The organism is Kitasatospora sp. NPDC022785 (genome assembly GCF_055561295.1).
This window is the reverse complement of sequence record NZ_JBVHHB010000001.1, coordinates 398,740-420,644: the sequence shown is the minus strand read 5'-3', so window position 1 is coordinate 420,644 and position 21,905 is coordinate 398,740. Positions and strand designations below refer to the sequence as shown.

Genomic DNA, 21,905 nt, shown 5'->3' with positions numbered 1-21,905 from the left:
CCGGATCGGGCCAGGCCCACCGCGCATCCGGTTCCCGCCATTCCGGCGCGGCGCCCTCCCGAACCGAAGGGGACCCTCGTGCGTCACCGTTCAGCAGTTGTCGTGAGCATTGCCGTGATCGGCGCCCTGAGCCTCAGCGCCTGCGGCTCCCGCGACGAGAAGAAGTCCGGGGACGGCAACAACGCCGGGTCCAGCACCACCGTCACCATCGGCGTCGACGCCCCCCTCACCGGCGACCTCTCCGCCCTCGGCCTCGGCATCCGCAACTCCGTCGAACTCGCGGTCAAGCAGGCCAACGAGAAGAACGAGGTGCCCGGCGTCAAGTTCGAGATCAAGGCCCTGGACGACACCGCCAAGCCCGCCCCGGGCCAGCAGAACGCCACCCAGCTGGTCGCCGACAAGAACGTCATCGGCGTCGTCGGCCCGCTGAACTCCAGCGTCGCCCAGTCCATGCAGCAGATCTTCAACGACGCCAACCTCGTCCAGATCTCCCCCGCCAACACCGGCGTCGCCCTCAGCCAGGGCGAGAAGTGGGCCAGCGGCACCAAGGCCCGCCCCTTCAAGTCCTACTTCCGCACCGCCACCACCGACGCCGTCCAGGGCCCCTTCGCGGCCCAGTTCCTGGCCAAGGACGCGAAGAAGACCAAGGTCTTCCTCATCGACGACCAGAAGACCTACGGCGCCGGCCTCGCCGCCACCTTCAAGGGCGAGTTCACCAAGCAGGGCGGCACCATCGTCGGCGAGGAGCACGTCAACCCCGACGACCGCGACTTCGCCGCCGTCGTCACCAAGGTCAGGGCCTCCGGCGCCGAAGCCGTCTACTACGGCGGCGAGTACCCCGCCGCCGGCCCGCTCTCCCTCCAGCTCAAGGACGCCGGCGTCAACATCCCCCTGATGGGCGGCGACGGCATCCAGAGCGGCGACTTCATCAAGCTCAACCCCAAGAGCCAGGGCGACTACGCCACCGCCGTCGGCCTGCCCGTCGAGCAGCTCCCCACCGCCGCCAAGTTCATCGCCGACTACAAGACCGCCGGCTACAAGGACGCCTACGAGACCTACGGCGGCTACTCCTACGACAGCGCCTGGGCCATCATCCAGGGCGTCAAGGCCGTCGTGACCGCCAACAACGGCAAGCTCCCCGACAGCCCCCGCGCCAAGGTCGTCGAGGCCGTCCAGAAGGTCTCCTTCGACGGCGTCACCGGCAAGGTCTCGTTCGACGAGTTCGGCGACACCACCAACAAGCAGCTCACCGTCTACGCCGTCAAGGATGGCAAGTGGGCCGTGGAGAAGTCCGGCACCTTCAACGGCTGATCCTGACCTGCGTCAGCAGCACTACAGCACGTCGGAGTTACCCGCGCGGGGGCGCCACGAGTGCCCCCGCGCGCCTCACATCCACCACCCACGCGGACCCACCCACGCACAACGGAGGCCCAGCGGTGCACGACCTACCGCAGCAGCTGGCCAACGGCCTGATCCTCGGCGCCCTCTACGGGCTCGTCGCGATCGGCTACACGATGGTCTACGGCATCGTCCAGCTCATCAACTTCGCCCACGGCGAGATCGTCATGGTCGGCGGCTTCGGCGCCCTGACCGCCTACCTCGCCCTCCCCGGCGGCACCACACTCTGGCTGGCCCTACCGCTGATGCTGATCGCCGGCATCCTGGTCTCCACCCTCACCGCCGTCGCCGCCGAGCGCTTCGCCTACCGGCCCCTGCGCAGCGCCCCCCGGCTCGCCCCGCTGATCACCGCGATCGGCCTGTCGATCGTCCTCCAGCAGCTGGTCTTCTCCTTCTACCCCGACGCCAAGAAGGCCCGCGTCTTCCCGAAGATCCCCGGCGACCCCTTCGCACTCGGCTCCGTCACCATCCAGCGCAGCGACATCTTCCTGATCATCGCCGCCCCGCTCTGCATGCTCGCCCTCGGCTGGTTCGTCACCCGCACCCGCTCCGGCCGCGCCATGCAGGCCACCAGCCAGGACCCCGACACCGCCAAGCTCATGGGCATCGACACCGACCGGATCATCGTCATGGCCTTCGCCATCGGCGCCGCCTTCGCCGCCGTCGCCGCCGTCGCCTACGGCCTGCGCAGCGGCCAGGTCGACTTCCGGATGGGCTTCATCCTCGGACTCAAGGCCTTCACCGCCGCCGTCCTCGGCGGAATCGGCAACATCTACGGCGCCATGCTCGGCGGCGTCGCCCTCGGCCTCGCCGAAGCCCTCGCCACCGGGTACATCCAGCACCTCCCCGGCATGCACCTCTTCGGAGGCGGCGCCTGGAAGGACGTCTGGGCCTTCGTACTCCTCATCGTCGTGCTGCTCGTCCGGCCACAGGGCCTGCTCGGCGAGCGCGTCGCGGACAGGGCGTGACCACCATGACCACCACCCCCAACACCGAGACCACCCCGGTCATCCCCCTGCCCACCCGCGCCGCCACCCTCCTCACCGGCCTCGGCGCAGCCGCCACCGCCGGCTCCGCCCTGATGTCCTGGACCTGGACCTCCGAATTCCCCGGCGACCTCACCTACACCGGCTCCCCCGCCGGCCTCCAGTGGCTCGCCCTCACCGCCGGCCTGCTCACCCTCGCCCTGCTGCTCGCCACCCAAGGCGTCCCCGGCCTCCGCTGGGCCGCCCCCACCCGCAGCAACAACGCCGTCCTCGCCGCCGCCGCCGGCGCCTTCGCCGTCGGCTGGTTCTCCATCATCGCCATCGCCGTCGACCTCGGCGGCCTCGCCAACCTCGAACCCGGCGGCTGGGTCCTCGGCGCCGGCTCACTGCTCACCCTCGCCGGCGCCCTCGGCCTCCCCCTCGACCGCCGCACCGGTGTCAAACTGCGCATCCTCGACCGGCGGCTCTTCCTCCTCGTCCCCATCGCCCTGATCGCCTACCTCGGCGCCAACGCGATCCCCGAGAGCAAGCCCGTCGCCCCGGTCATGACCGCCCTCGCCAACGGCGTGGTCATCGCCGCAGCCGCCGTCCTCCTCATGCAGCTCGGCCACCTCGCCCACCACTGGCTGCGCCTCGGCACCGTCACCCGGCCGCTCCCCGCCGCCCGCGAACTCCCCTCCTGGGCCGAGGTCCTGCTCATCGTCGCGGCCTTCGCCATCGGCCTGTTCGCCATCACCTTCGGCATCGACACCGAGTACGGCGAGCTCTTCATCGGCTACCTGCTGCTCGCCGGCGCCGTCGTGCCCGCGATCACCAAGTCCGGCCTGCTGCCCCGGCTGCGCGCCCTGACCGTCAAGTACCGCTCGGTCACCACCGGCGCCGCGTTCGCCGCCGCCGCCAGCTTCCCGTTCACCCAGACCAGCGACCAGTACACCTCGGTCGCCGCCAACATCCTGATCTTCGCCACCGTCGCCCTCGGCCTCAACATCGTCGTCGGCCTCGCCGGCCTGCTCGACCTCGGGTACGTCGCCTTCCTCGGCGTCGGCGCCTACGCCGCCGCCCTGGTCTCCGGCTCCCCCGCCTCGCCGATCCACGTCCAGTTCCCCTTCTGGGCCGCGATGCTGACCGGCGCCGTCGTCTCCATGGTCTTCGGCGTCCTCATCGGCGCCCCGACCCTGCGACTGCGCGGCGACTACCTCGCCATCGTCACCCTCGGCTTCGGCGAGATCTTCCGCATCACCATGCTCAACCTCAACGGCACCACCGGCCCCAAGATCACCAACGGCTCCAACGGCATCCCCCGGATCCCCGACCTCAACATCCTCGGCTGGGACCTCGGCAAGCCCACCACGATCTTCGGCGTCGAACTCGGCCGCTTCTCCAACTACTACCTGCTGATGCTGCTGGTCACCGCCCTCGTGGTGCTGGTCTTCGCCCGCGTCGGCAACTCCCGCATCGGCCGCGCCTGGGTCGCCATCCGCGAGGACGAGACCGCCGCCGAAGCCATGGGCATCAACGGCTTCCGCCTCAAGCTCCTCGCCTTCGCCCTCGGCGCCTGCCTCGCCGGCCTCGCCGGCACCGTCCAGGCCCACGTCAGCTACACCGTCACCCCCGACCAGTACACCTTCGCCGAGGCCCTGCCGCCCAACTCCGCCTTCCTGCTCGCCGCCGTCATCCTCGGCGGCATGGGCACCATCAGCGGACCACTGGCCGGCGCCACCCTCCTCTTCCTCGTCCCGAAGAAGCTCGAATTCCTCTCCAACTACCAGCTGCTCGCCTTCGGCATCGCACTCATCGTGCTGATGCGCGTGCGCCCGGAAGGACTCATCCCCAACCGGCGCCGCCAACTGGAGTTCCACGAGGCCTCGATCCCGGCACAGCCCACCGGCGACGCCGCCGCACTCACCAAGGCAGGGGCGTGAAAAGCCAGATGACCACCACCGACGCCCCCAGCACCCCCGCCGTCGCCAAGCCCCTCCTCGAGGTCTCCGGCGTCACCATGCGGTTCGGCGGCCTCACCGCCGTCAACAACGTCTCCCTCACCGTCGGCGAAGGCGAGATCATCGGTCTCATCGGCCCCAACGGCGCCGGCAAGACCACCTTCTTCAACTGCCTCACCGGGCTCTACGTCCCCACCGAAGGACGCGTCGCCTACCAGGGCACCGTGCTCCCCCCGAAGCCGCACCTCGTCACCCAGGCCGGCATCGCCCGCACCTTCCAGAACATCCGGCTCTTCGCCAACATGACCGTCCTGGAAAACGTCCTCGTCGGCCGCCACAGCCGCACCAAGGAAGGCCTCTTCTCCGCCATCCTCCGCGGCCCCGGCTACCACCGCGCCGAAGCCGAGAGCCGCGCCCGCGCCATGGAACTCCTCGAGTTCACCGGGCTCGCCGACAAGGCCGAGCACCTCGCCCGCAACCTCCCCTACGGCGAGCAGCGCAAGCTCGAAATCGCCCGCGCCCTCGCCTCCGACCCCGGCCTCCTCCTCCTCGACGAGCCCACCGCCGGCATGAACCCGCAGGAGACCAGGGCCGCCGAGGAACTCGTCTTCGCCATCCGCGACCGCGGCGTCTCCATCCTCGTCATCGAGCACGACATGCGGTTCATCTTCAACCTCTGCGACCGCACCGCCGTCCTCGTCCAGGGCCAGAAGATCGTCGAAGGCGACCGCGAAACCGTCCAGAACGACGAACGCGTCATCACCGCCTACCTCGGCGCCCCGCTCGAAGGCACCACCGCTTCGGAGGACAACCAGTGACCGCGCTCCTTGAGGTCGAGGACCTCCGCGTCTCCTACGGCAAGATCGAAGCCGTCAAGGGCATCAGCTTCACCGTCAACCAGGGCGAAGTCACCACCCTCATCGGCACCAACGGCGCCGGCAAGACCACCACCCTGCGCACCCTCTCCGGGCTCCTCAAGCCCACCAGCGGGAAGATCACCTTCGAGGGGCAGGACCTCGGCGTCGTCCCCGCCCACAAGATCGTCGCCCTCGGCCTCGCCCACTCCCCCGAAGGCCGGCACATCTTCCCCCGCATGACCATCGAGGAGAACCTGCTCCTCGGTGCCTTCCTGCGCAGCGACACCGCCGGCATCGCCGCCGACGTGGAACGGGCCTACGGCCTCTTCCCCATCCTCGGCGAACGCCGGAAGCAGGCCGCGGGCACGCTGTCCGGCGGCGAGCAGCAGATGCTCGCGATGGGACGGGCACTGATGTCCCAGCCCAAGCTGCTCATGCTGGACGAGCCGTCGATGGGCCTCTCGCCGCTGATGATGCAGAAGATCATGGCGACCATCGTCGAGCTGAAGTCCTCCGGCACGACGATCCTGCTGGTCGAGCAGAACGCCCAGGCGGCGCTGTCGCTCTCCGACCAGGGATACGTGATGGAGACCGGCCGGATCGTCCTCCAGGGCACCGGCGCCGACCTGCTCCACGACGAGTCCGTGCGCAAGGCGTACCTCGGCGAGGACTGACCGACCCCGCACACGGCGAGGGGCCCCGTCCGACCGGACGGGGCCCCTCTCGTGCTTTCTCAGCCCTCGGCCTTGCCCTCGTCGGCCTTCTTCTTGTCCTGGGCCTCGCCTTCCTCGATCACGGCCTCCGCAACCGCGGCCATCGTCATGCGACGGTCCATCGAGGTCTTCTGGATCCACCGGAACGCGGCCGGCTCGTTCAGCCCGAACTTGGTCTGCAGGACACTCTTCGCCCGGTCCACCAGCTTCCGGGTCTCCAGCCGCTGGGTGAGATCGGCGATCTCCTCCTCCAGCGTCCGCATCTCCGTGTACCGGGAGACGGCCATCTCGATCGCCGGCACCAGGTCGCTCTTGGAGAACGGCTTCACGATGTACGCCATCGCGCCCGCGTCCCGCGCCCGGTCCACCAGCTCGCGCTGCGAGAACGCGGTCAGCATCAGGACGGGCGCCAAGTGCGCCTCGTGGATCTGCTCGGCGGCGGAGAGCCCGTCCAGGACGGGCATCTTCACGTCCAGGATCGCCAGATCCGGCCGCAGCTCCTCGACCAGCTTGAGCGCCGTCGCCCCGTCCCCGGCCTCGCCGACGACGGTGTACCCCTCCTCTTCGAGCATCTCCTTCAGATCGAGACGGATCAACGCCTCGTCCTCGGCGATCACAATCCGGGTGATCTGGGGCATATCGGTCTCAAGCGGCTCGGCCTGCTCGTCGGCGGTGCTCACGGGGCTCCTCGTTCCGGCGGGGTACTGCATGCACGAGGGTACCTAGACACGGTATGTTTGAGTCACGACGCGAGGGCAGTCACCTTCAAATCGTAGGCCCCGATAGCCCAATTGGCATGAGGCAATGGTCTCAAACACCATACAGTGTGGGTTCGAATCCCACTCGGGGCACTTTTCCTTCAATTCGAAGGAAGTGCACACTGCAGAGCATTGGCGATCTTCATCATTGCGAGTGAAGATCCCCGGCTTCGCCTGTGCACTTCCATCCACGCCTGCAATCTCGGCCATATGTACGACATGGCCACACGGCAGCGAGCCATCACTCTCCACGCGTCCGGGCTGACCCTCAGCCAGGTCAGCCGCGCAACCGGGATCTCCCCTTTCGCGATCCGCGAGTGGGCTTCCGGGATCACACCCAGTCCGCGCATGACCGCCGAATGCCCCGTCATCAACGGCCGGCTCGACCCCGCGCGTCCACGAGCCGATTACGCCTATCTCCTCGGCCTCTACCTCGGCGACGGCTGCATCAGCGAGGGCCGCCGCAACGTCCACGCGCTCCGCATAGCCTGTGGCGATGCCTGGCCCGGGCTCATCGACGAGTGCGCACGGGCCATCGCCACCGTCATGCCGCACAACAAGGTCCAGCGCGTCCACGCCACCGGGTACACCAGCGTGGTCAGCACCAGCAAGCACTGGCCCTGCCTCTTCCCCCAGCACGGCCCAGGCCCGAAGCACCTTCGCTCCATCGCCCTCGTGGCCTGGCAGCAGGAGATCGTCGATGCCCACCCCTGGGAATTCCTGCGCGGCCTGATCCACTCCGACGGTTGCCGCATCACCAACTGGACGACCCGCACGGTCGGCGGCGTCCGGAAGCGTTACGAGTACCCGCGCTACTTCTTCACCAACACCTCGGCCGACATCATCCGCCTCTTCACCGACACCCTCGACGCCGTCGGAGTGCAGTGGAAGTCCGTCACCCGCCCCACCGGCGCGGTCAACGTCTCCGTCGCCCGCAAGGCCTCCGTCGCCCTCATGGACACTCACATCGGCCCCAAGTACTGATGGCGGCACGCTCCATGAGCGTGCCGCCATCGGTGAGCGGTGTCAGTCGTCCAGCGTCCCCACGTGGTGGACGCGGACGAGGTTGGTGGAGCCGGCGAGGCCGGGCGGGGAGCCGGCGGTGATGACGACGATGTCGCCCTTGCGGCAGCGGCCGAGGGAGAGCAGCGCGGCGTCGACCTGCTCGACCATCTCGTCCGTGGTGGCCGCGAAGGGGCCGAGGAAGGTCTCGACGCCCCAGGTGAGGGCGAGTTGGCTGCGGACGGCGGGTTCGTAGGTGAAGGCGAGGACGGGGATGGGCGAGCGGTAGCGGGTGAGGCGGCGGGCGGTGTCGCCGGACTGGGTGAAGGCGACGAGGTACTTGGCGCCGAGGAAGTCGCCGATCTCGGCGGCGGCGCGGGCTACGGCGCCGCCCTGGGTGCGGGGCTTGTTGGAGGCCGTGAGCGGCGGCAGGCCGGCGGCGAGGATGTCCGCTTCGGCCGCCTCGATGATGCGGCCCATGGTCTTGACCGTCTCGACGGGGTACTTGCCGACGGAGGTCTCGCCGGAGAGCATCACGGCGTCCGTCCCGTCGAGGACGGCGTTGGCGACGTCGGAGGCCTCGGCGCGGGTGGGGCGGGAGGCGTTGATCATCGAGTCGAGCATCTGGGTGGCGACGATGACGGGTTTGGCGTTGCGCCTGGCCAGTTTGATCGCGCGCTTCTGGACCATCGGGACCTGTTCGAGGGGCATCTCCACGCCCAGGTCTCCGCGGGCCACCATGATGCCGTCGAAGGCGTCGACGATGGAGTCGAGGTTCTCGACCGCCTGCGGCTTCTCGATCTTGGCGATGACGGGGACGAAGCGTCCTTCCTCCGCCATGACCCGGTGGACGTCCTCGATGTCGCGGCCGCTGCGGACGAAGGAGAGGGCGACGAGGTCGGCGCCGGTCCGCAGGGCCCACCGCAGGTCGGCGACGTCCTTGTCGCTGAGCGCGGGCACGGAGACGGCGACGCCGGGGAGGTTGAGGCCCTTGTGGTCGGAGACGAGGCCGCCTTCGATCACGGTGCAGCGGACGAGGGGCCCGTCGACCTTCACGACCTCCAGGGTGACCCGGCCGTCGTCGACGAGGATCCGCTCGCCCCGGGTGACGTCGGCGGCGAGGCCGGCGTAGGTGGTGCCGCAGATGTTCTGGTCCCCGACGACGTCCTTGTCGGTGGAGATGGTGAACTCGTCGCCGCGTTCGAGAAGTACGGGCCCGTCGGCGAAGGTGTCGAGTCGGATCTTCGGACCTTGAAGGTCGGCGAGCACGCCGACGCTGCGGCCGGTCTCGTCCGCGGCCTTGCGGACCCGGCGGTAGCGCTCCTCGTGCTCGATGTGGGAGCCGTGGCTCAGGTTGAATCGGGCGATGTCCATCCCGGCGTCGACCAGGGTCTTGATCTGGTCGTACGAGTCGGTGGCGGGCCCGAGGGTACAGACGATTTTTGCTCGGCGCATACCCCTGAGCGTAGGCATTACCGGCGCGTAACATCGACGTGCGTCCGGACAGGGGGATGACCTTTGCCGGAAGGCGAGTTGAACAATCTGACACATGGTCGGACTGGTGTGCGCGCGGTGGTCGGCGGCCCGTTCGCCGATGCGATTCCGTGAAGGGGTGTTCACCCCGTGTTCACCGTGACTTCTGCCGCCGCTCGCGGCCCGGCGGGACGCTCGTCACCCGGGTGGGAGCCCGGGCAGGGAACCGACGAGGGGGAATCGTCCGGCATGAGGCGTGTGTTCGGGGTACTGGCGGCGCTGGCGCTGCTTGCCGGGGTGGGAGTCGCGCTGTTCCGGGACGACGATCCCCCCGGTTCGGGCAAGGTCGTCACCATCTCCGGTCTGATCGGCTCGGAGAAACGGGAGTTCTTCGCCGACCCGGACGTCATCGCGGAGCTGCAGAAGCAGGGCCTCAAGGTCATCACCGACACCACCGGCTCCTGGCTGATGGGAGAGAGCGACCTCACGCGGTACGACTTCGCGTTCCCGGCCAGCCTCTCGCCGGCGGAGGAGATCCGCAAGCAGCGGCAGATCAAGAGCGAGCCGGTGCGGCCGTTCTACTCGCCGCTGGTGGCGCTGGCCCACCAGTCGATGGCGGAGGTCCTCAGGGAGAACGGCCTGGCCGCCCGGAGCGAGTCGGATCCGAAGGTCTGGACACTCAGGATGGACGCCTATCTGAAGGCCGTCCAGGAGGGCCGGAAGTGGCAGGACCTCAAGGGGGCGAGCAGCCATAACGAGTTGAGGGGCCTGCTCTTCCTGACCACGACCGACCCGTCCACCTCCTCCTCCGGGGCGCTCTACCTGGCGACGATCTCGTACCTGGCCAACGGCCACCAGGTGGTGTCGGACGATGCCGGGGTGGGTCTGGTCAAGGACGTGGTCCGGCAGGTGACGTCGGTGCAGGGCGACCAGAAGACCAGCAGTGACGGCCCGTTCAAGGACTTCCTGTCCGGGGTGGGCAACGGGCCGGTGCTGGCGTACGAGTCGCAGGTGGCGGCGCTGACCGCCAAGGGCGTGTCCACGCCGGGCGGTTCGGCGGGCGATCTGGTGGTGCTCTACCCGGACACCACGGTGTTCAGCGACCACACCCTGGTGGCGCTCAAGCCGGGGGCCGAGAAGCTCGCCGAACTGCTGCGGGACGACCAGGTGTTGCGTGATCTGGAGGCCAAGTACGGCTTCCGTCCGCAGGCCGACCCGCTGGCGCTCAGCAAGGCGGTCCGCGACAAGCAGGGCCCGGTCTACGCGCCCGACCTGGCGGCGGCGGGCGTGCAGCAGGCGCAGGTGCCGACGGTGGCGGTCCTGAACAAACTGATCAACGCTGCCAAGGGGAAGTGACGGGGATGGCGACGGCGATGCGTGTGAAGACCGCGGCTGGGCGCGGCGGCCGGGTGCTCGCGACGGGGCTGGCCCTGCTGGTGGCGACGGCGTGCACCTCCTCCTCCGGTTCGTCTCCGGCTCCGCGTCCGACGGACGCGCCTGCGCCGACCGCGCAGGCGGGTGTGCTGCGGATTCTGGCCGGCAGTGAACTGCAGGACATGGCGCCGGTGTTGGAGGAGGCGCAGAAGGCGACGGGGGTGGCGGTGCAGTTCGCCTGGACGGGTTCGCTGGACGGTGCGGACGCGGTGTCGTCGGGGCGGGCGGACGGTAAGTACGACGCGGTGTGGTTCCCGTCCAACCACTATCTGCGGTTGGACGACTCGGGCCGGTCCAAGTTGTTGTCGGAGACGCCGGTGATGGTGTCGCCGGTGGCGGTGGGTGTGCGTTCGGCGGCGTTGAACGAGCTTGGCTGGGGCGATGGTTCGCAGGTGAGCTGGGCGCAGGTGGCGGACGCGGCCTCGGCGGGCAAGTTGGCGTACGGGATGGCGGACCCGTCGCGGTCGAACTCGGGTTTCTCGGCGTTGGTCGCGGTGGCGTCGGCGTTCTCGGGGGCGGAGTCGGCGCTCACGGATGCGGATGTGCAGAAGGCGACGCCGTCGCTGAAGAAGTTCTTCACCGGGCAGAAGCTGACGTCGGGTTCGTCGGGTTGGCTGGCGCAGGCGTACGGCCGGGCGGAGCAGGGCCGGGTGGGGGCGCTGGTGAACTACGAGTCGGTGTTGTTGTCGATGAACAGGACGCTGGCGGAGGGGCAGCGGTTGACGGTGGTGCGGCCGACGGACGGGGTGGTGTCGGCGGACTATCCGTTGACGTTGCTGGGTTCGTCGGCGCAGCGTGAGCGGGATTCGTTCCAGCGGTTGACGGCGTATCTGCTGAAGGACGATGTGCAGCGGCGGATTTCGGAGCTGACATTGCGCCGTCCGGTGGCGGCGGGTGCGGCGCCGGCGTCGTCGTTGCCGACCGACCGGCGGCGTGAGCTGCCTTTCCCGGGTTCGAAGTCGGTGGCGGACGGGCTGCTCGCGTCGTACCAGAACGAGCTGCGGCGGCCGTCGCGGACGGTGTACGTGCTGGATACGTCGGGTTCGATGGCGGGTGACCGGTTGGCGTCGTTGAAGAAGGCGCTGGGGCGGTTGACGGGGGCGGATGACACGCGGGGGGTACGGCGGTTCCGCAATCGTGAGGAGGTGACGTTGATGTCGTTCGCGTCGAAGGTGAAGTCGGCGAGGACGCATGCGGTGCCGGCGGCCGATTCGCAGCAGGAGCTGGCGTCGATCAACGCGGATGTGCAGGCCTTGTCGGCGGATGGCGGTACGGCGGTGTACAGCTCGCTGGAGGAGGCGTACAAGCTGATCGAGCGGCAGCAGGCCGAGGCCCGGGACGACCGGTTCACGTCGATCGTGGTGATGACGGACGGCGAGAGCAACGAGGGTGCGTCGGACAGGGATTTCAAGGATTTCTACAACGGGCTCTCGTCGTCGCAGAAGGCGGTGCCGGTGTTCCCGATCCTGTTCGGTGATGCGGCGAAGGGGCAGTTGCAGGGGATCGCGGATCTGACCGGGGGCAAGTTGTTCGACGGGACGGGTTCGTTGGACGGGGCGTTCGAGGAGATCCGTGGGTACCAGTAGCGGTACCGGCCCTGGCCCTGGCCCTGGCCCTGGCTCCGGCTCCGGCTCCGGCTCCGGTGGGGCCGGGGGGCCGGGTGGCTCCAACGGTCGTGGGGATGGCGGGGGTTCGGGCGGGCGTCGGGTGCTGGGGTATCTGGAGTCGACCCGGAACCTGGTCGGTTGCGCGGCCGGTGCGGGTGGGTTGGGGTTGCACTTCGCGGGGCTGGGCGGTGCCTGGTGGCCGGGGATCGTGGCCGCGTTGTACGGCGCGGGGGTGCTGCTCTGGCCGGGTGGGCAGGGTGGCACGGGCACGCCGGGCGGGCAGGGCGGACGGGACGGCACGGGCACGCCGGGTGGGATCGGTGGGCAGGGCGGGATCGGTGGGCAGGGCGGGACGGGTGGCCCGGTCGGGCCGCAGCCCTCGCAGTCCCCACGGCCCTGGCCGGAGCTGGACGAGCTGCGGGTCTACCTGCGGGGCGTGGCGCGACCGCAGGACCGGGCGAAGCTGGACGCGCTGCTGGAGGGGCTGCTGGACCGGCTGGCTGAGCTCGGGCCGCGGCCGTCCACCGAGTTGGTCGTCGGCGGGCGGCTGCCGGTGGCGGTGGACGGTTATCTGCGGGCGCGGACGTGGGAGCGGTGGCGGGCGGGGGCGGGCGATCCGGGGGCCGAGCTCGCCCACGAGGTCGAGCTGATGGCGGCGGGCCTGACCGGCTGACCGGCTGACCGGCTGACCGGGTCGGCTGATCGGGCCGGCTGAGCGGGCTGGGACTGGCCCGTCTCAGCCCTCCAGCACCCGCGCCAGCTCGGCCCGCCGCCGCACGCCCAGCTTGCGGAAGCTGTTGGTCAGGTGCGTCTCCACCGTCCGCACCGCCAGGTGCAGCATCGCGGCGATCTCCGCGTTGGAGTTCCCGGCGGCCGCCAGACGGCAGATCCGCAGCTCGCTGTCGGTGAGTGCCTCGGCCCCGGCGTGCTCGCCCCGGCCGAGCCGGGCGCCGGAGACGCGTAGCGACTCCACGGCGACCGCCCTCAGCCGGACGGCGCCGAGCTGTTCGGCGCGGACGACGGCTTCGCGCAGGGCCCGGCGGCCGGCGCCGCGCCGGCCGCCGTCGGCGAGCAGCCGGCCGTAGGTGATCAGTGCGGGGATCAGTTCGGTCTCGATCCCGGCGCCGCGCAGGAGTTCGACGGACTCGGCGGCGAGGTCGAGCCCGTGCCGGCCGCCGGTGGCGGCGGCGAGGGCGCGCAGGGCGCGGCCGATGGTGCGCGGGGTGCCCCAGATGCGGGCGAGCCGCAGCTCCTCCTCGGCGAGGGCGACGGCGGGGCCGGGTTCGCCGAGCAGGGTGTGGCAGTCGGCGGCGGCGGAGCGCCAGGGGGTGACGATGGGGCTCAGGACCTGCCGTTCGTCCTGCCGGCGTCCGCATTCCATCAGGTCGGCGAGGGCCGCGGCGGGCTCGCCGGTGGCGAGATGGAGCATGCCGCGGGCGTACAGGTACTCGTTCCACTCCCAGGAGCCCTGGACGCGGTCGGCGGCGATGGCGCGGGCCAGGCCGTGGGCCTGCCAGTAGCGGCCGGTCTCGGTGAGGGCGAGGACGGCCTGGGCGACCAGGTGGGCGTTCTGCTGGCCGAGCAGTCCGGCGTAGCGCGCGCGGGCGGCCTCGGCGCCGGCGGCTCCGTCGCGTCCGTCCCGTCCGTGCCGGTCCGGTCCGTGGCCGACGGGGCCGGTGGCGGGCCCGTTCTCCGGTGGTGTGCCGCACCACCAGGACCAGACCGACCGCTCCTGCCGCTCGGGCTGTTCGGGCCGCTCGGGCTGTTCCTGCCTGATCTGCGGCGTCCGGTCGCCGGCACCGCCGTGCTCGCGCACTCCCGGGCGCGGGTCCGCGGCCGGCGCCGGCCCGGTGAGGGCGAGGTCGTCCAGAAGTGCCTGGTACTCCCCCCGCATGACCCGTGCCTCGGCCCGGACGCTCAGCAGGCACTGGTAGCCCGGGTCCAGCGAGGGCCCGCGGTACGCGGTGAGGCCGTGTTCCACCAGTCGGTCGGCCTCGGGGAGCAGGTCGGCCCACTGGGCCAGGGTGGCCGCGGAGACCAGCACGTAGGAGCGGCAGAGCGGGTCGACCGGGGCGTCGAGCAGTTCCTGGATCCGTCCGGCGACCTCGGTGGCGGTCAGCACTCCGCTGGTCGAGTCGAACTCGGTGAGCAGCGCGTACGCGGGCGGCGCGGGCAGCTGGGTGCTGCGGGCGGCGAACCGCCGGACGCCCTCGACGACCTGGAGCCAGCTCTTCCCGTCGTGTGCGGCGATCAGGGCGGCGGCGGCCTGTACGGCGTGGACGAGGTCGTCGCGGTCGGCGAAGCGCTCGGCCAGCTCCTCCATCACCTCCAGCGCGGCGGGGGTGTCGCCGCGGGCGGCGAGGACGGCGCCGAGCGTGTTGGCGGTGCGGAAGACGCCTTCGTCGGACTGCTGGAGGTGGACGGCCTCGGCGAGGTGGCGGACGCCGGCGGTGCGCTCGTCCGGGCCGAGGGTCACCTCCAGGCTGCCGAGTTCGGTGAGGACCAGGCCGCGCCGGCGGTCGCCGAGCGGTTCGGCGAGGACGCGGCGCAGCAGGGTGACGGCGTCGGTGGGGCGGTCGGCGTCGGCGGCATTGCGGGCGGCGCAGCGGAGCGTGTCGGCGGCCCAGCGGGGGCCGGGGGCGGGGGTGAGGAGCAGGTGGCCGGCGACACGTTCGTCGGGGGCGCCGGCGCGGTGCAGGAAGGCGGCGGCGGCGCGGTGGACGTGGGCGCGGTGGCCGGGTTCGTGTCCGGTGAGGACGGCGTCGGCCAGGAGTGGGTGGGTGAAGCGGGGCCAGTGGCCGGGGCCGGGGTTGTCGAGCAGGCCCTGGGTGGTGAGGTCGGCGAGCCAGCCGGCGAGCTGGTCGGGGTCGGCGTCGGCGAGTTCGGCGAGCATGGGTGTGGGGTCGCTGTGGCCGGTGCCGGGCAGTGGTGCGGTGCGGGCGGCGGGGTGTTCCTGCATCCGGGCGATGACGCGGGCGGCGGTGAGGGCGCGCTCGCCGCCGCCGCGCAGCCAGGCCTCGACGGCTTCGGGGAAGGCGTCGCCGGGGAGCCGGGCGCAGGTGCCGGGGAGGGCCGGCGGGGTGGGCCGTTCGGGGTGGCGGTGCAGGTCGGTGAGGAGGGCGGTGAGCAGCAGGGGGTTGCCGCCGGTGGCGCGGAGGCAGTCGGTGGTGAGGGTGGTGGGGGTGGCGGGGCCGAGGTGGTATTCGGTGAGCCGGGTGGCGGCGGGGGTGTCGAGCGGGCCGAGTGGGGTGGTCTCGGTCAGGCCGGGGGGCAGGTCGCGGCCGAAGCGGGTGGGCGGGGTGCCGAGGACGGACTGGCGGCGTTCGGTGGCGAGCAGGAGGACGGGGAGGCGGTCGATCCGGCGGGCGACCTGGAGCAGCCAGTCGTGGGAGGGGCGGTCGGCGTGGTGGATGTCGTCGACGGCGAGCAGGACGGGGCTGTGGGCGGCGTACAGGCGCAGCAGGGCCCAGAGGTCGGCGGCGGCGGGCTCTTCGGGCCGGTGGGTCCCGTGGGCGCGTCCGACCTGTGCTGCCCGTGTTGCCCGTGGCGACGGGTCGGAGCGGTCGGCACGGGCAAGGCGTTCGGCCCGTTCAAGGCGTTCGGTCCGTTCGGCGCGGACAGGGCCGGCCTCGGGGCCGGTCTCGAACAGCTGGCGGGCGGCGGCGTAGGGGGTGCCGGCCTCGTCGGCCGCGCAGCGGGCCCACAGCACGGTGGTGCCGTCGGCGGCCGCGCGCCGGGCGGCCTCGGCGAGCAGGGTGCTGCGACCGGTGCCGGCCGCGCCGGTGAGCAGCAGGACGCCTCCGGTGCCGGCCCGGGCGCGGTCGGCGAGGGCGGCGATCCGGTCCAGCTGGGGGTCGCGGGCCGTGAGGGGCATGCGGGGGGCCTGTTGCGGTCGGCGGATCCGGACGGTGCTCATCGGGGTCCTTTCGTGGATACCGCAGGCTTCGGCGGAGGGAGGAGGTGAAACTCCTGCGGGGTAGGTCACGGATCGTCGTTTCGCCGTCACGGCGGACCGCTGTACGTCATCGAATGCCATCGGATGCCCCGGAAGCGCCGAGGATTGCCGAGGTGTCTGTGAGCCGTGGCCACTCCTGTGAAGCGGGCATTCACGTACCGCTTCCGTCCGGGCCGGCGTCGCGTCGCCGGTGGCGCTTTCGACCGCCGGCCGGGGCGTGCGCGCGGCCCGCAACGTCCTGGCCGCCGGACCGGCGGGGGTCGCAGGCTGTGGAGACGGTGTAAGACCTCAACGGAGCACTCCGGGCGGGCAGTCGTCGGTGAAGCAGGAAGTAGTCCCACCGCAGCGCCAGGCGCCGCGGCTCAGCCGCGAGACCGAGGGGACTCCCCCGCGTTTCACGCGGGGGAGGAAGTCAACTGCTTCCCCTCCCCGTGGTGCCCCCTCCGGCATGGCCGGTCGGGCACTCTTGGCCGTCATCCAGGGAAACGGATTGACTGCTTGTCAGCGCCTGGGCTAGTGATGTGATTCTCGTCGCACCCCGCCCGGGCGGGTACCGCACCCCCACCCGCGGGCCCCGCGCGTCCTCTACTTGTCCGTACAACCCGCCGTCCGGTGCCGCTCCGCAGCCTACCTCCGGGCCGCCGCCGGGGCGGCCCCTGCTGCGCCTGTGGGCTGCCCTGCCCGGCTGTGCCGAGACCGCCGGGCGGGCCCGATCTCGTGGTGGACCACGATGGCCGCGGCCGCCCGTGGCGGGAAAGCATGGGAGCAACCGGGGGCAGCCGCTCCGGGTAGCCGGGGGCACCGCTGCCCCGGGACGCGTCACCGCACGGCCCCCCGTCCGGTCGAGTTCTTGCAACGCCCCCGGGGCGACGCATACCGGCCGTCCGTGTGGCGGGCCGGGATTCTCCAGGAGGGGGCCAGATTGACTGTCCTGCACACCGAGCCCGACCACCGCGGCACGGCCCGACGGGTGCCTGCCACGACGATGCCGCGCACCGTCCCGGCCCAGCGGCCCGCGCCCGCACGCCACGCCCCCGCGGGCGCCGCCTCCCCGGGCGGCGGCGTCCGGACCGGCGTGGTGGTACGGGCCGCGGACCCGATCTCGCGGGCCGGTGCGGAGGCGCAGCTGCGCCGCCACCCGGGCCTGGAGCTGGCGGCGGACGACGCGACGGCGCCCGGCGCCGTCACCGTGCTGCTCGCCGAGACGGCGGACGCCGCCGTGGTGGCGACGCTGCGCCGGCTGGTGCGCGGCGCCGACCAGAAGGTGGTGCTGGTCGTCGAGCGGATGCGCGAGGCCGAGCTGCTGGAGGCGGTGGAGTGCGGGGTGGCCGCGATCCTCTGGCGGCGGGAGGCGACCGCCGAGCGGCTGGGGCGGGCGGTGCTCGCCGCGGCGCGCGGCGACGGGGACCTTCCGGCCGACCTGCTGGGCCGGCTGATCAGCCAGGTGGGCCGGTTGCAGCGGAGCGTCCAGGGGATGCCGGGGCATGCGCCGGCGGGGCTGTCCGAGCGGGAGTCGGATGTGCTGCGGCTGGTCGCCGAGGGTTGGGACACCGGGGAGATCGCGGCCCGGTTGTCGTACTCCGAGCGCACCGTCAAGAACGTACTGCACGGCCTGACCACCCGTCTGCAGCTGCGCAACCGGGCGCACGCGGTCGCCCACGCGGTGCGCGAGGGCTACATCTAGGGCGTTTGTCTGATCGTTCCGGGCAGCCATTCCACCCGCCCGCCGTGCCCGCACGGCGCGGCGGGTGGCGTGTTTTCCGGGCGGGGCTCTTCCAGGCGGGGCTCTTCCGGGCGCACACTTCCCGCCCCACTTCCGGGCGCCGCTCTCGGACGGATCTCCCGGCCGGGCTTCCCGGGTCGGCAGGGCGCGCTCCGCGGTAGGGCGAGGCTCGCTCCGGGGTACGGCCGGGCGTGCCTCCCGGGTGCCGCCGGGCGCCCGTTCCCGGTACCGCCGGCAGCCTCCTCCCGGTACGGCCGGCAGTGCCTTCCGGGTACGGCTGGCAGCGCCTTCCCGGTACGGCCGGCAGTGCCTTCCGGGTACGGCCGTACCACGCAGCACCCGCCCGGCCTCGTCACGAACGAGTCGCCAAGATCTCACCTGCTGGAAACGTCCCGGGGCTATCAATCCTCGAGGCCGCGCGGCAAACTTCTACGCGCGTACCTCTACGCGCGTCACCAGACTATTGACGGTCCGTCCGCAGTCCCACCCGGGAGAGTCGTCCATGCCCCTGAACCGCCGTGACTTCGTCACCCGGTCCGCCGCCACCGCCGCCGGCGCCGCCCTCGCCGGTGGCGCCACGCTCGCCGCCGCCTCCCCCGCCGCGGCGGCCGGCCCGGACGACGCCCTCGCCAAGGGCAAGCCGGCCAAGAAGCAGGCCTTCACCGTCATGGGCACCACCGACCTGCACGGCCGGGTGCTGAACTGGGACTACTTCACCGACGCGGTGTACGCGGACAAGGCGCACAACGAGGTCGGCCTCGCCAAGATCTCCACGCTGGCCAAGCAGGTCCGCGAGGAGAAGGGCTGGGACCGCTGTCTGCTGATCGACGCCGGTGACACCATCCAGGGCACCCAGCTGACCTACTACTTCGCGCGCGTCGAGCCGATCGCCACCGACGCCGACACCGCGCCCGAGCACCCGATGGCGCTCGCCATGAACACCATGGAGTACACCGCCGCGGCGCTCGGCAACCACGAGTTCAACTACGGCATCGACACCCTGCGCGCCTACGAGGAGCAGCTGGACTTCCCGCTGCTCGGCGCCAACGCGCTGAACGCCAAGAACGACCGGCCGGCCTTCCCGCCGTACGTCATCCGCAAGCTGAAGCTGGGCAACGGGCCGGCCCTGAAGGTCGGCATCCTCGGCCTGACCAACCCGGGCATCGCGATCTGGGACAAGGCCAACGTCGCCGGCAAGATGACCTTCCCGGGCATCGTCGAGACCGCGAAGATCTGGGTGCCGAAGGTGAAGGCCGCCGGCGCCGACGTCGTCGTGGTGGCCTGCCACTCCGGCATGGACGAGGCCACTTCCTACGGCGACCAGCTGCCCTGGCCGGAGAACGCCTCGGTCGCGCTGGCCGAGCAGGTGCCCGGTATCGACGCGGTGCTGGTGGGCCACGCCCACAAGGAGATCCCGCAGCGCCTGGTCGTCAACAAGGAGACCGGCAGGACGGTCGTGCTGTCCGAGCCGCTCTGCTGGGGCCAGCGCCTGACCTGCTTCGACTTCGAGGTGGAGTTCGACAAGGGCGCCTGGAAGGTCTCCTCGCTCTCCGCCCGGGTGCTGAACTCCAACACCGTCCCGGAGGACCCGGAGATCGTCAACCTGATGACCGACCAGCACAAGAAGGTGGTCGCGTACGTCAACCAGGTGATCGGCACCGCGAAGATCGAGCTGTCGATCGCCGACGCGCCGTTCAAGGACGTCCCGATCATCGACCTGATCGGCCGCGTCCAGGCCGACGTGGTCAAGGCGGCGCTGGCCGGCGGCCAGTACGCCAAGCTGCCGGTGCTCGCCCAGGCCGCGCCGTTCAACCGCACCGCGCGGATCCCGGCGGGCCAGGTCAAGCTGCGCGACGCGGCCGGCCTGTACATCTACGAGAACACCCTGGAGGCCCGCATCCTGACGGGCGCCCAGATCAAGGACTACCTGGAGTTCTCGGCGAGGTACTACAACCAGCTCGCCCCGGGTGCCCCGGTCGACAAGGCCACCCTGACCAACGCCCAGAACACCCCGGACTACAACTACGACTCGGTGTACGGCCTGGGCTACGACATCGACATCGCCCAGCCGGCCGGCTCCCGCATCGTCAACCTCACCTTCGAGGGCAAGCCGATCGACCTCGCCGCCCAGTTCGTGCTGGCCGTCAACAACTACCGTGCCAACGGCGGCGGCAACTTCCCGCACGTCGCGGCCGCCCAGAAGGTGTGGGCCAACTCGGACGAGATCCGCAACGCGATGATCGCCTGGGTGAAGGCCAAGGGCGTCATCGACCCGGCCGACTTCGCCACCGAGTCCTGGCGCCTGGTGCGCGCCGGCCAGCCGGTGTTCTGAACCCCCTGAGCCGTACTGCGGCAGCCCCGGACCGCCTCGGACGGTCCGGGGCTGCCGCACACCCGGGGTCTGCCCGTGCGGTGAGAGGATGGCGGCATGAGCGAGTTCCGCGCCCCCGAACGGCATGCCCGGCTGGTGGCCTACGCGCAGAGCCTCACCCCGCCGGCCGGCTGGAAGGCCCCGCGCCTCCGGGTCAGAGCGGGAAGCGGCTGCGCCCGTGCTGGATGGAGATCCACTTCACGGTGGTGAAGGCGTCCACGGTGGAGTCGCCGTTGAGCCGGCCCACGCCGGAGTTCTTCTCGCCGCCGAAGGGCACGACGGGCTCGTCGGCTATGGTGCCGTCGTTGACGTGGATCATGCCGGTCTCGATCCGCTGCGCCACCCGCACGCCGCGCTCGACGTCGGCGGTGTGGACGGCGCCGCTGAGGCCGAAGGGGGTGTCGTTGGCGAGCCGGACGGCCTCGTCCTCGCCGTCGAAGGGCACCACCAGGACGACGGGGCCGAAGAGTTCGCGCTGGAGGATGGGCGCGCCGGCCGGCAGGCCGGCGAGGACGACCGGGTCCATCAGGCTGCCGTCGGTCCCGCCGCGCAGCAGGGCGGTGGCGCCGGCGGCGATCGCCTGGTCGACCTGGGTGGTGAGGGCGTCGGCCTGGACGGGGTTGATCAGCGGGCCGATCTGGGTGGCCGGGTCCCTGGGGTCGCCGACGCGCAGGGCGGCGACCCTGGCGACGAACTTCTCGGTGAACTCGTCGGCCACGCCACGGTCGACCAGCACCCGGTTGGCGGCCATGCAGACCTGGCCCTGGTGGGCGAAGCGGCTGAACACGGCGGCGTCCACGGCGTAGTCGACGTCGGCGTCGTCGAGGACGATCAGCGCGCTGTTGCCGCCGAGTTCGAGCACGGTCCGCTTGAAGTGCGAGGCGGCGACGGTGGCGACGTGCCGGCCGACCCTGTCGGAGCCGGTGAAGGAGATCACCTTGGGCACCGGGTGCTCGATGAAGGCGTCGCCGATCTCGGCGATGTCGGTGACGACCACGTTGAGCAGGCCGGCCGGCAGGCCCGCCTCCTCGAAGATCTTGGCGATGAGGGTGCCGCCGACGACCGGGGTCTCCTGGTGCGGCTTGAGCACGACGCCGTTGCCGAGCGCCAGCGCCGGGGCGACCGCCTTCATCGACAGGAACAGCGGGAAGTTGAACGGGCTGATCACACCGACCACGCCGACCGGCAGGCGGTAGAGGCGGTTCTCCTTGCCCTCCACCGGCGAGGGCAGCAGCCGCCCCTCGGCGCGCAGGGAGAGCTGCATCGACTCGCGCAGCATGTCCTTGGTGAGGGCGAGTTCGAACCCGGCCTTGAGCGCGGTGCCGCCCAGCTCGGCCGCGATCGCCTCGGCGATCTCCTGCTCGCGCTCCTCGACGATGCGCAGTGCGCGCTCGAAGACCAGCCGGCGGGCGTAGGGGTTGGTGGCGGCCCACTCCTTCTGCGCCCGCTCGGCGGCCCGGTAGGCCTGGTCGACCTCCCCGACGGTGGCGACGGTGATGCCGGCGAGCTTGTCGCCGGTGTAGGGGTCGACGTCGACGATGTCCCAGGAGCCGCTGCCGGCCCGCCACTCGCCGTCGATGTACTGCAGCGCCAACTCGGAAAGGTACGACATCTGGTCCCTCTCGTGCCGATGCGGGAAGACGCGCGGGCCTTCCCCGATCAGATCTGATCGGGCCTCATCGTACTTA

General features: G+C 71.3%; 15 protein-coding genes and 1 tRNA gene. 12 read left to right on the top strand and 4 right to left on the bottom strand.

What is annotated here, in order from left to right:
• Positions 1–78: 78 nt before the first annotated feature.
• From ACZ3YO_RS01805 to ACZ3YO_RS01785, 5 genes are all read left to right on the top strand, one after another.
• Complete coding sequence (locus ACZ3YO_RS01805) at positions 79–1,311, top strand: branched-chain amino acid ABC transporter substrate-binding protein (RefSeq protein WP_465563465.1); 1,233 nt, start codon at positions 79–81, stop codon at positions 1,309–1,311.
• A 125-nt stretch (positions 1,312–1,436) separates the two neighbouring features.
• Complete coding sequence (locus ACZ3YO_RS01800) at positions 1,437–2,366, top strand: branched-chain amino acid ABC transporter permease (protein ID WP_396319305.1); 930 nt, start codon at positions 1,437–1,439, stop codon at positions 2,364–2,366.
• A gap of 5 nt (positions 2,367–2,371) precedes the next feature.
• A complete protein-coding gene (locus ACZ3YO_RS01795; protein ID WP_465564155.1) occupies positions 2,372–4,306 on the top strand; it encodes a branched-chain amino acid ABC transporter permease in 1,935 nt (644 codons plus the stop codon).
• 8 nt (positions 4,307–4,314) lie between these two features.
• Positions 4,315–5,142 carry an ABC transporter ATP-binding protein gene (locus tag ACZ3YO_RS01790; protein ID WP_465545815.1) on the top strand — a complete coding sequence of 276 codons (828 nt, stop codon included), beginning with the start codon at positions 4,315–4,317 and terminating at the stop codon, positions 5,140–5,142.
• On the top strand, positions 5,139–5,855 hold the full coding sequence (locus ACZ3YO_RS01785) for an ABC transporter ATP-binding protein (protein ID WP_465545813.1): 717 nt from the start codon (positions 5,139–5,141) through the stop codon (positions 5,853–5,855). Before ACZ3YO_RS01790 ends, ACZ3YO_RS01785 begins: the two co-directional genes overlap by 4 nt.
• A gap of 59 nt (positions 5,856–5,914) precedes the next feature.
• On the opposite strand, the gene ACZ3YO_RS01780 is transcribed toward ACZ3YO_RS01785, so the two are convergent.
• Entirely contained in the window at positions 5,915–6,604 is a 690-nt protein-coding gene (locus tag ACZ3YO_RS01780; RefSeq protein WP_465545811.1) for an ANTAR domain-containing response regulator, read from the bottom strand.
• A gap of 66 nt (positions 6,605–6,670) precedes the next feature.
• On the opposite strand from ACZ3YO_RS01780, the gene ACZ3YO_RS01775 reads away from it, so the two are divergent.
• A tRNA-Leu gene (locus ACZ3YO_RS01775) sits at positions 6,671–6,745 on the top strand.
• A gap of 255 nt (positions 6,746–7,000) precedes the next feature.
• A complete protein-coding gene (locus tag ACZ3YO_RS01770) occupies positions 7,001–7,636 on the top strand; it encodes a hypothetical protein (RefSeq protein ID WP_465563460.1) in 636 nt (211 codons plus the stop codon).
• Positions 7,637–7,678: 42 nt separating this feature from the next.
• On the opposite strand, the gene pyk is transcribed toward ACZ3YO_RS01770, so the two are convergent.
• Positions 7,679–9,109, bottom strand: a complete 1,431-nt coding sequence (gene pyk / locus ACZ3YO_RS01765) for a pyruvate kinase (protein ID WP_465563457.1) — start codon at positions 9,107–9,109, stop codon at positions 7,679–7,681.
• Between the two features lie 267 nt (positions 9,110–9,376).
• Between pyk and ACZ3YO_RS01760 the strand changes: the two genes are divergently transcribed.
• The 3 genes from ACZ3YO_RS01760 (at position 9,377) to ACZ3YO_RS01750 (ending at position 12,841) form a co-directional block, all read left to right on the top strand.
• Entirely contained in the window at positions 9,377–10,483 is a 1,107-nt protein-coding gene (locus tag ACZ3YO_RS01760) for a hypothetical protein (RefSeq protein WP_465563455.1), read from the top strand.
• A gap of 17 nt (positions 10,484–10,500) precedes the next feature.
• A complete protein-coding gene (locus ACZ3YO_RS01755) occupies positions 10,501–12,147 on the top strand; it encodes a VWA domain-containing protein (protein WP_465563452.1) in 1,647 nt (548 codons plus the stop codon).
• 121 nt (positions 12,148–12,268) lie between these two features.
• On the top strand, positions 12,269–12,841 hold the full coding sequence (locus ACZ3YO_RS01750; protein WP_465563449.1) for a hypothetical protein: 573 nt from the start codon (positions 12,269–12,271) through the stop codon (positions 12,839–12,841).
• Between the two features lie 63 nt (positions 12,842–12,904).
• On the opposite strand, the gene ACZ3YO_RS01745 is transcribed toward ACZ3YO_RS01750, so the two are convergent.
• Positions 12,905–16,042: a helix-turn-helix transcriptional regulator gene (locus tag ACZ3YO_RS01745; RefSeq protein WP_465563446.1), complete on the bottom strand. Its 3,138-nt coding sequence runs from the start codon at positions 16,040–16,042 to the stop codon at positions 12,905–12,907.
• A gap of 1,066 nt (positions 16,043–17,108) precedes the next feature.
• On the opposite strand from ACZ3YO_RS01745, the gene ACZ3YO_RS01740 reads away from it, so the two are divergent.
• Positions 17,109–17,807, top strand: coding sequence for a helix-turn-helix transcriptional regulator (locus ACZ3YO_RS01740; protein WP_465564152.1), 699 nt, complete (start codon positions 17,109–17,111; stop codon positions 17,805–17,807).
• A 541-nt stretch (positions 17,808–18,348) separates the two neighbouring features.
• Positions 18,349–20,178, top strand: a complete 1,830-nt coding sequence (locus ACZ3YO_RS01735; protein ID WP_465563444.1) for a bifunctional metallophosphatase/5'-nucleotidase — start codon at positions 18,349–18,351, stop codon at positions 20,176–20,178.
• A 193-nt stretch (positions 20,179–20,371) separates the two neighbouring features.
• Here the strand turns inward: ACZ3YO_RS01735 and ACZ3YO_RS01730 are convergent, their stop codons facing one another.
• Positions 20,372–21,829 carry an aldehyde dehydrogenase family protein gene (locus ACZ3YO_RS01730; protein ID WP_465563442.1) on the bottom strand — a complete coding sequence of 486 codons (1,458 nt, stop codon included), beginning with the start codon at positions 21,827–21,829 and terminating at the stop codon, positions 20,372–20,374.
• Positions 21,830–21,905: the final 76 nt, after the last annotated feature.

Bases quoted from the DNA above. Each gene is read 5' to 3' on its own strand.
- ACZ3YO_RS01790 (WP_465545815.1), top strand. From the start codon at position 4,315: ATGACCACCACCGACGCCCCCAGCACCCCCGCCGTCGCCAAGCCCCTC.
- ACZ3YO_RS01755 (WP_465563452.1), top strand. From the start codon at position 10,501: ATGCGTGTGAAGACCGCGGCTGGGCGCGGCGGCCGGGTGCTCGCGACG.
- ACZ3YO_RS01745 (WP_465563446.1), bottom strand. From the start codon at position 16,042: ATGCCCCTCACGGCCCGCGACCCCCAGCTGGACCGGATCGCCGCCCTC.
- ACZ3YO_RS01780 (WP_465545811.1), bottom strand. From the start codon at position 6,604: ATGCAGTACCCCGCCGGAACGAGGAGCCCCGTGAGCACCGCCGACGAG.
- ACZ3YO_RS01735 (WP_465563444.1), top strand. From the start codon at position 18,349: ATGCCCCTGAACCGCCGTGACTTCGTCACCCGGTCCGCCGCCACCGCC.
- ACZ3YO_RS01760 (WP_465563455.1), top strand. From the start codon at position 9,377: ATGAGGCGTGTGTTCGGGGTACTGGCGGCGCTGGCGCTGCTTGCCGGG.
- ACZ3YO_RS01730 (WP_465563442.1), bottom strand. From the start codon at position 21,829: ATGTCGTACCTTTCCGAGTTGGCGCTGCAGTACATCGACGGCGAGTGG.
- ACZ3YO_RS01740 (WP_465564152.1), top strand. From the start codon at position 17,109: ATGCCGCGCACCGTCCCGGCCCAGCGGCCCGCGCCCGCACGCCACGCC.
- pyk (WP_465563457.1), bottom strand. From the start codon at position 9,109: ATGCGCCGAGCAAAAATCGTCTGTACCCTCGGGCCCGCCACCGACTCG.
- ACZ3YO_RS01770 (WP_465563460.1), top strand. From the start codon at position 7,001: ATGACCGCCGAATGCCCCGTCATCAACGGCCGGCTCGACCCCGCGCGT.
- ACZ3YO_RS01795 (WP_465564155.1), top strand. From the start codon at position 2,372: ATGACCACCACCCCCAACACCGAGACCACCCCGGTCATCCCCCTGCCC.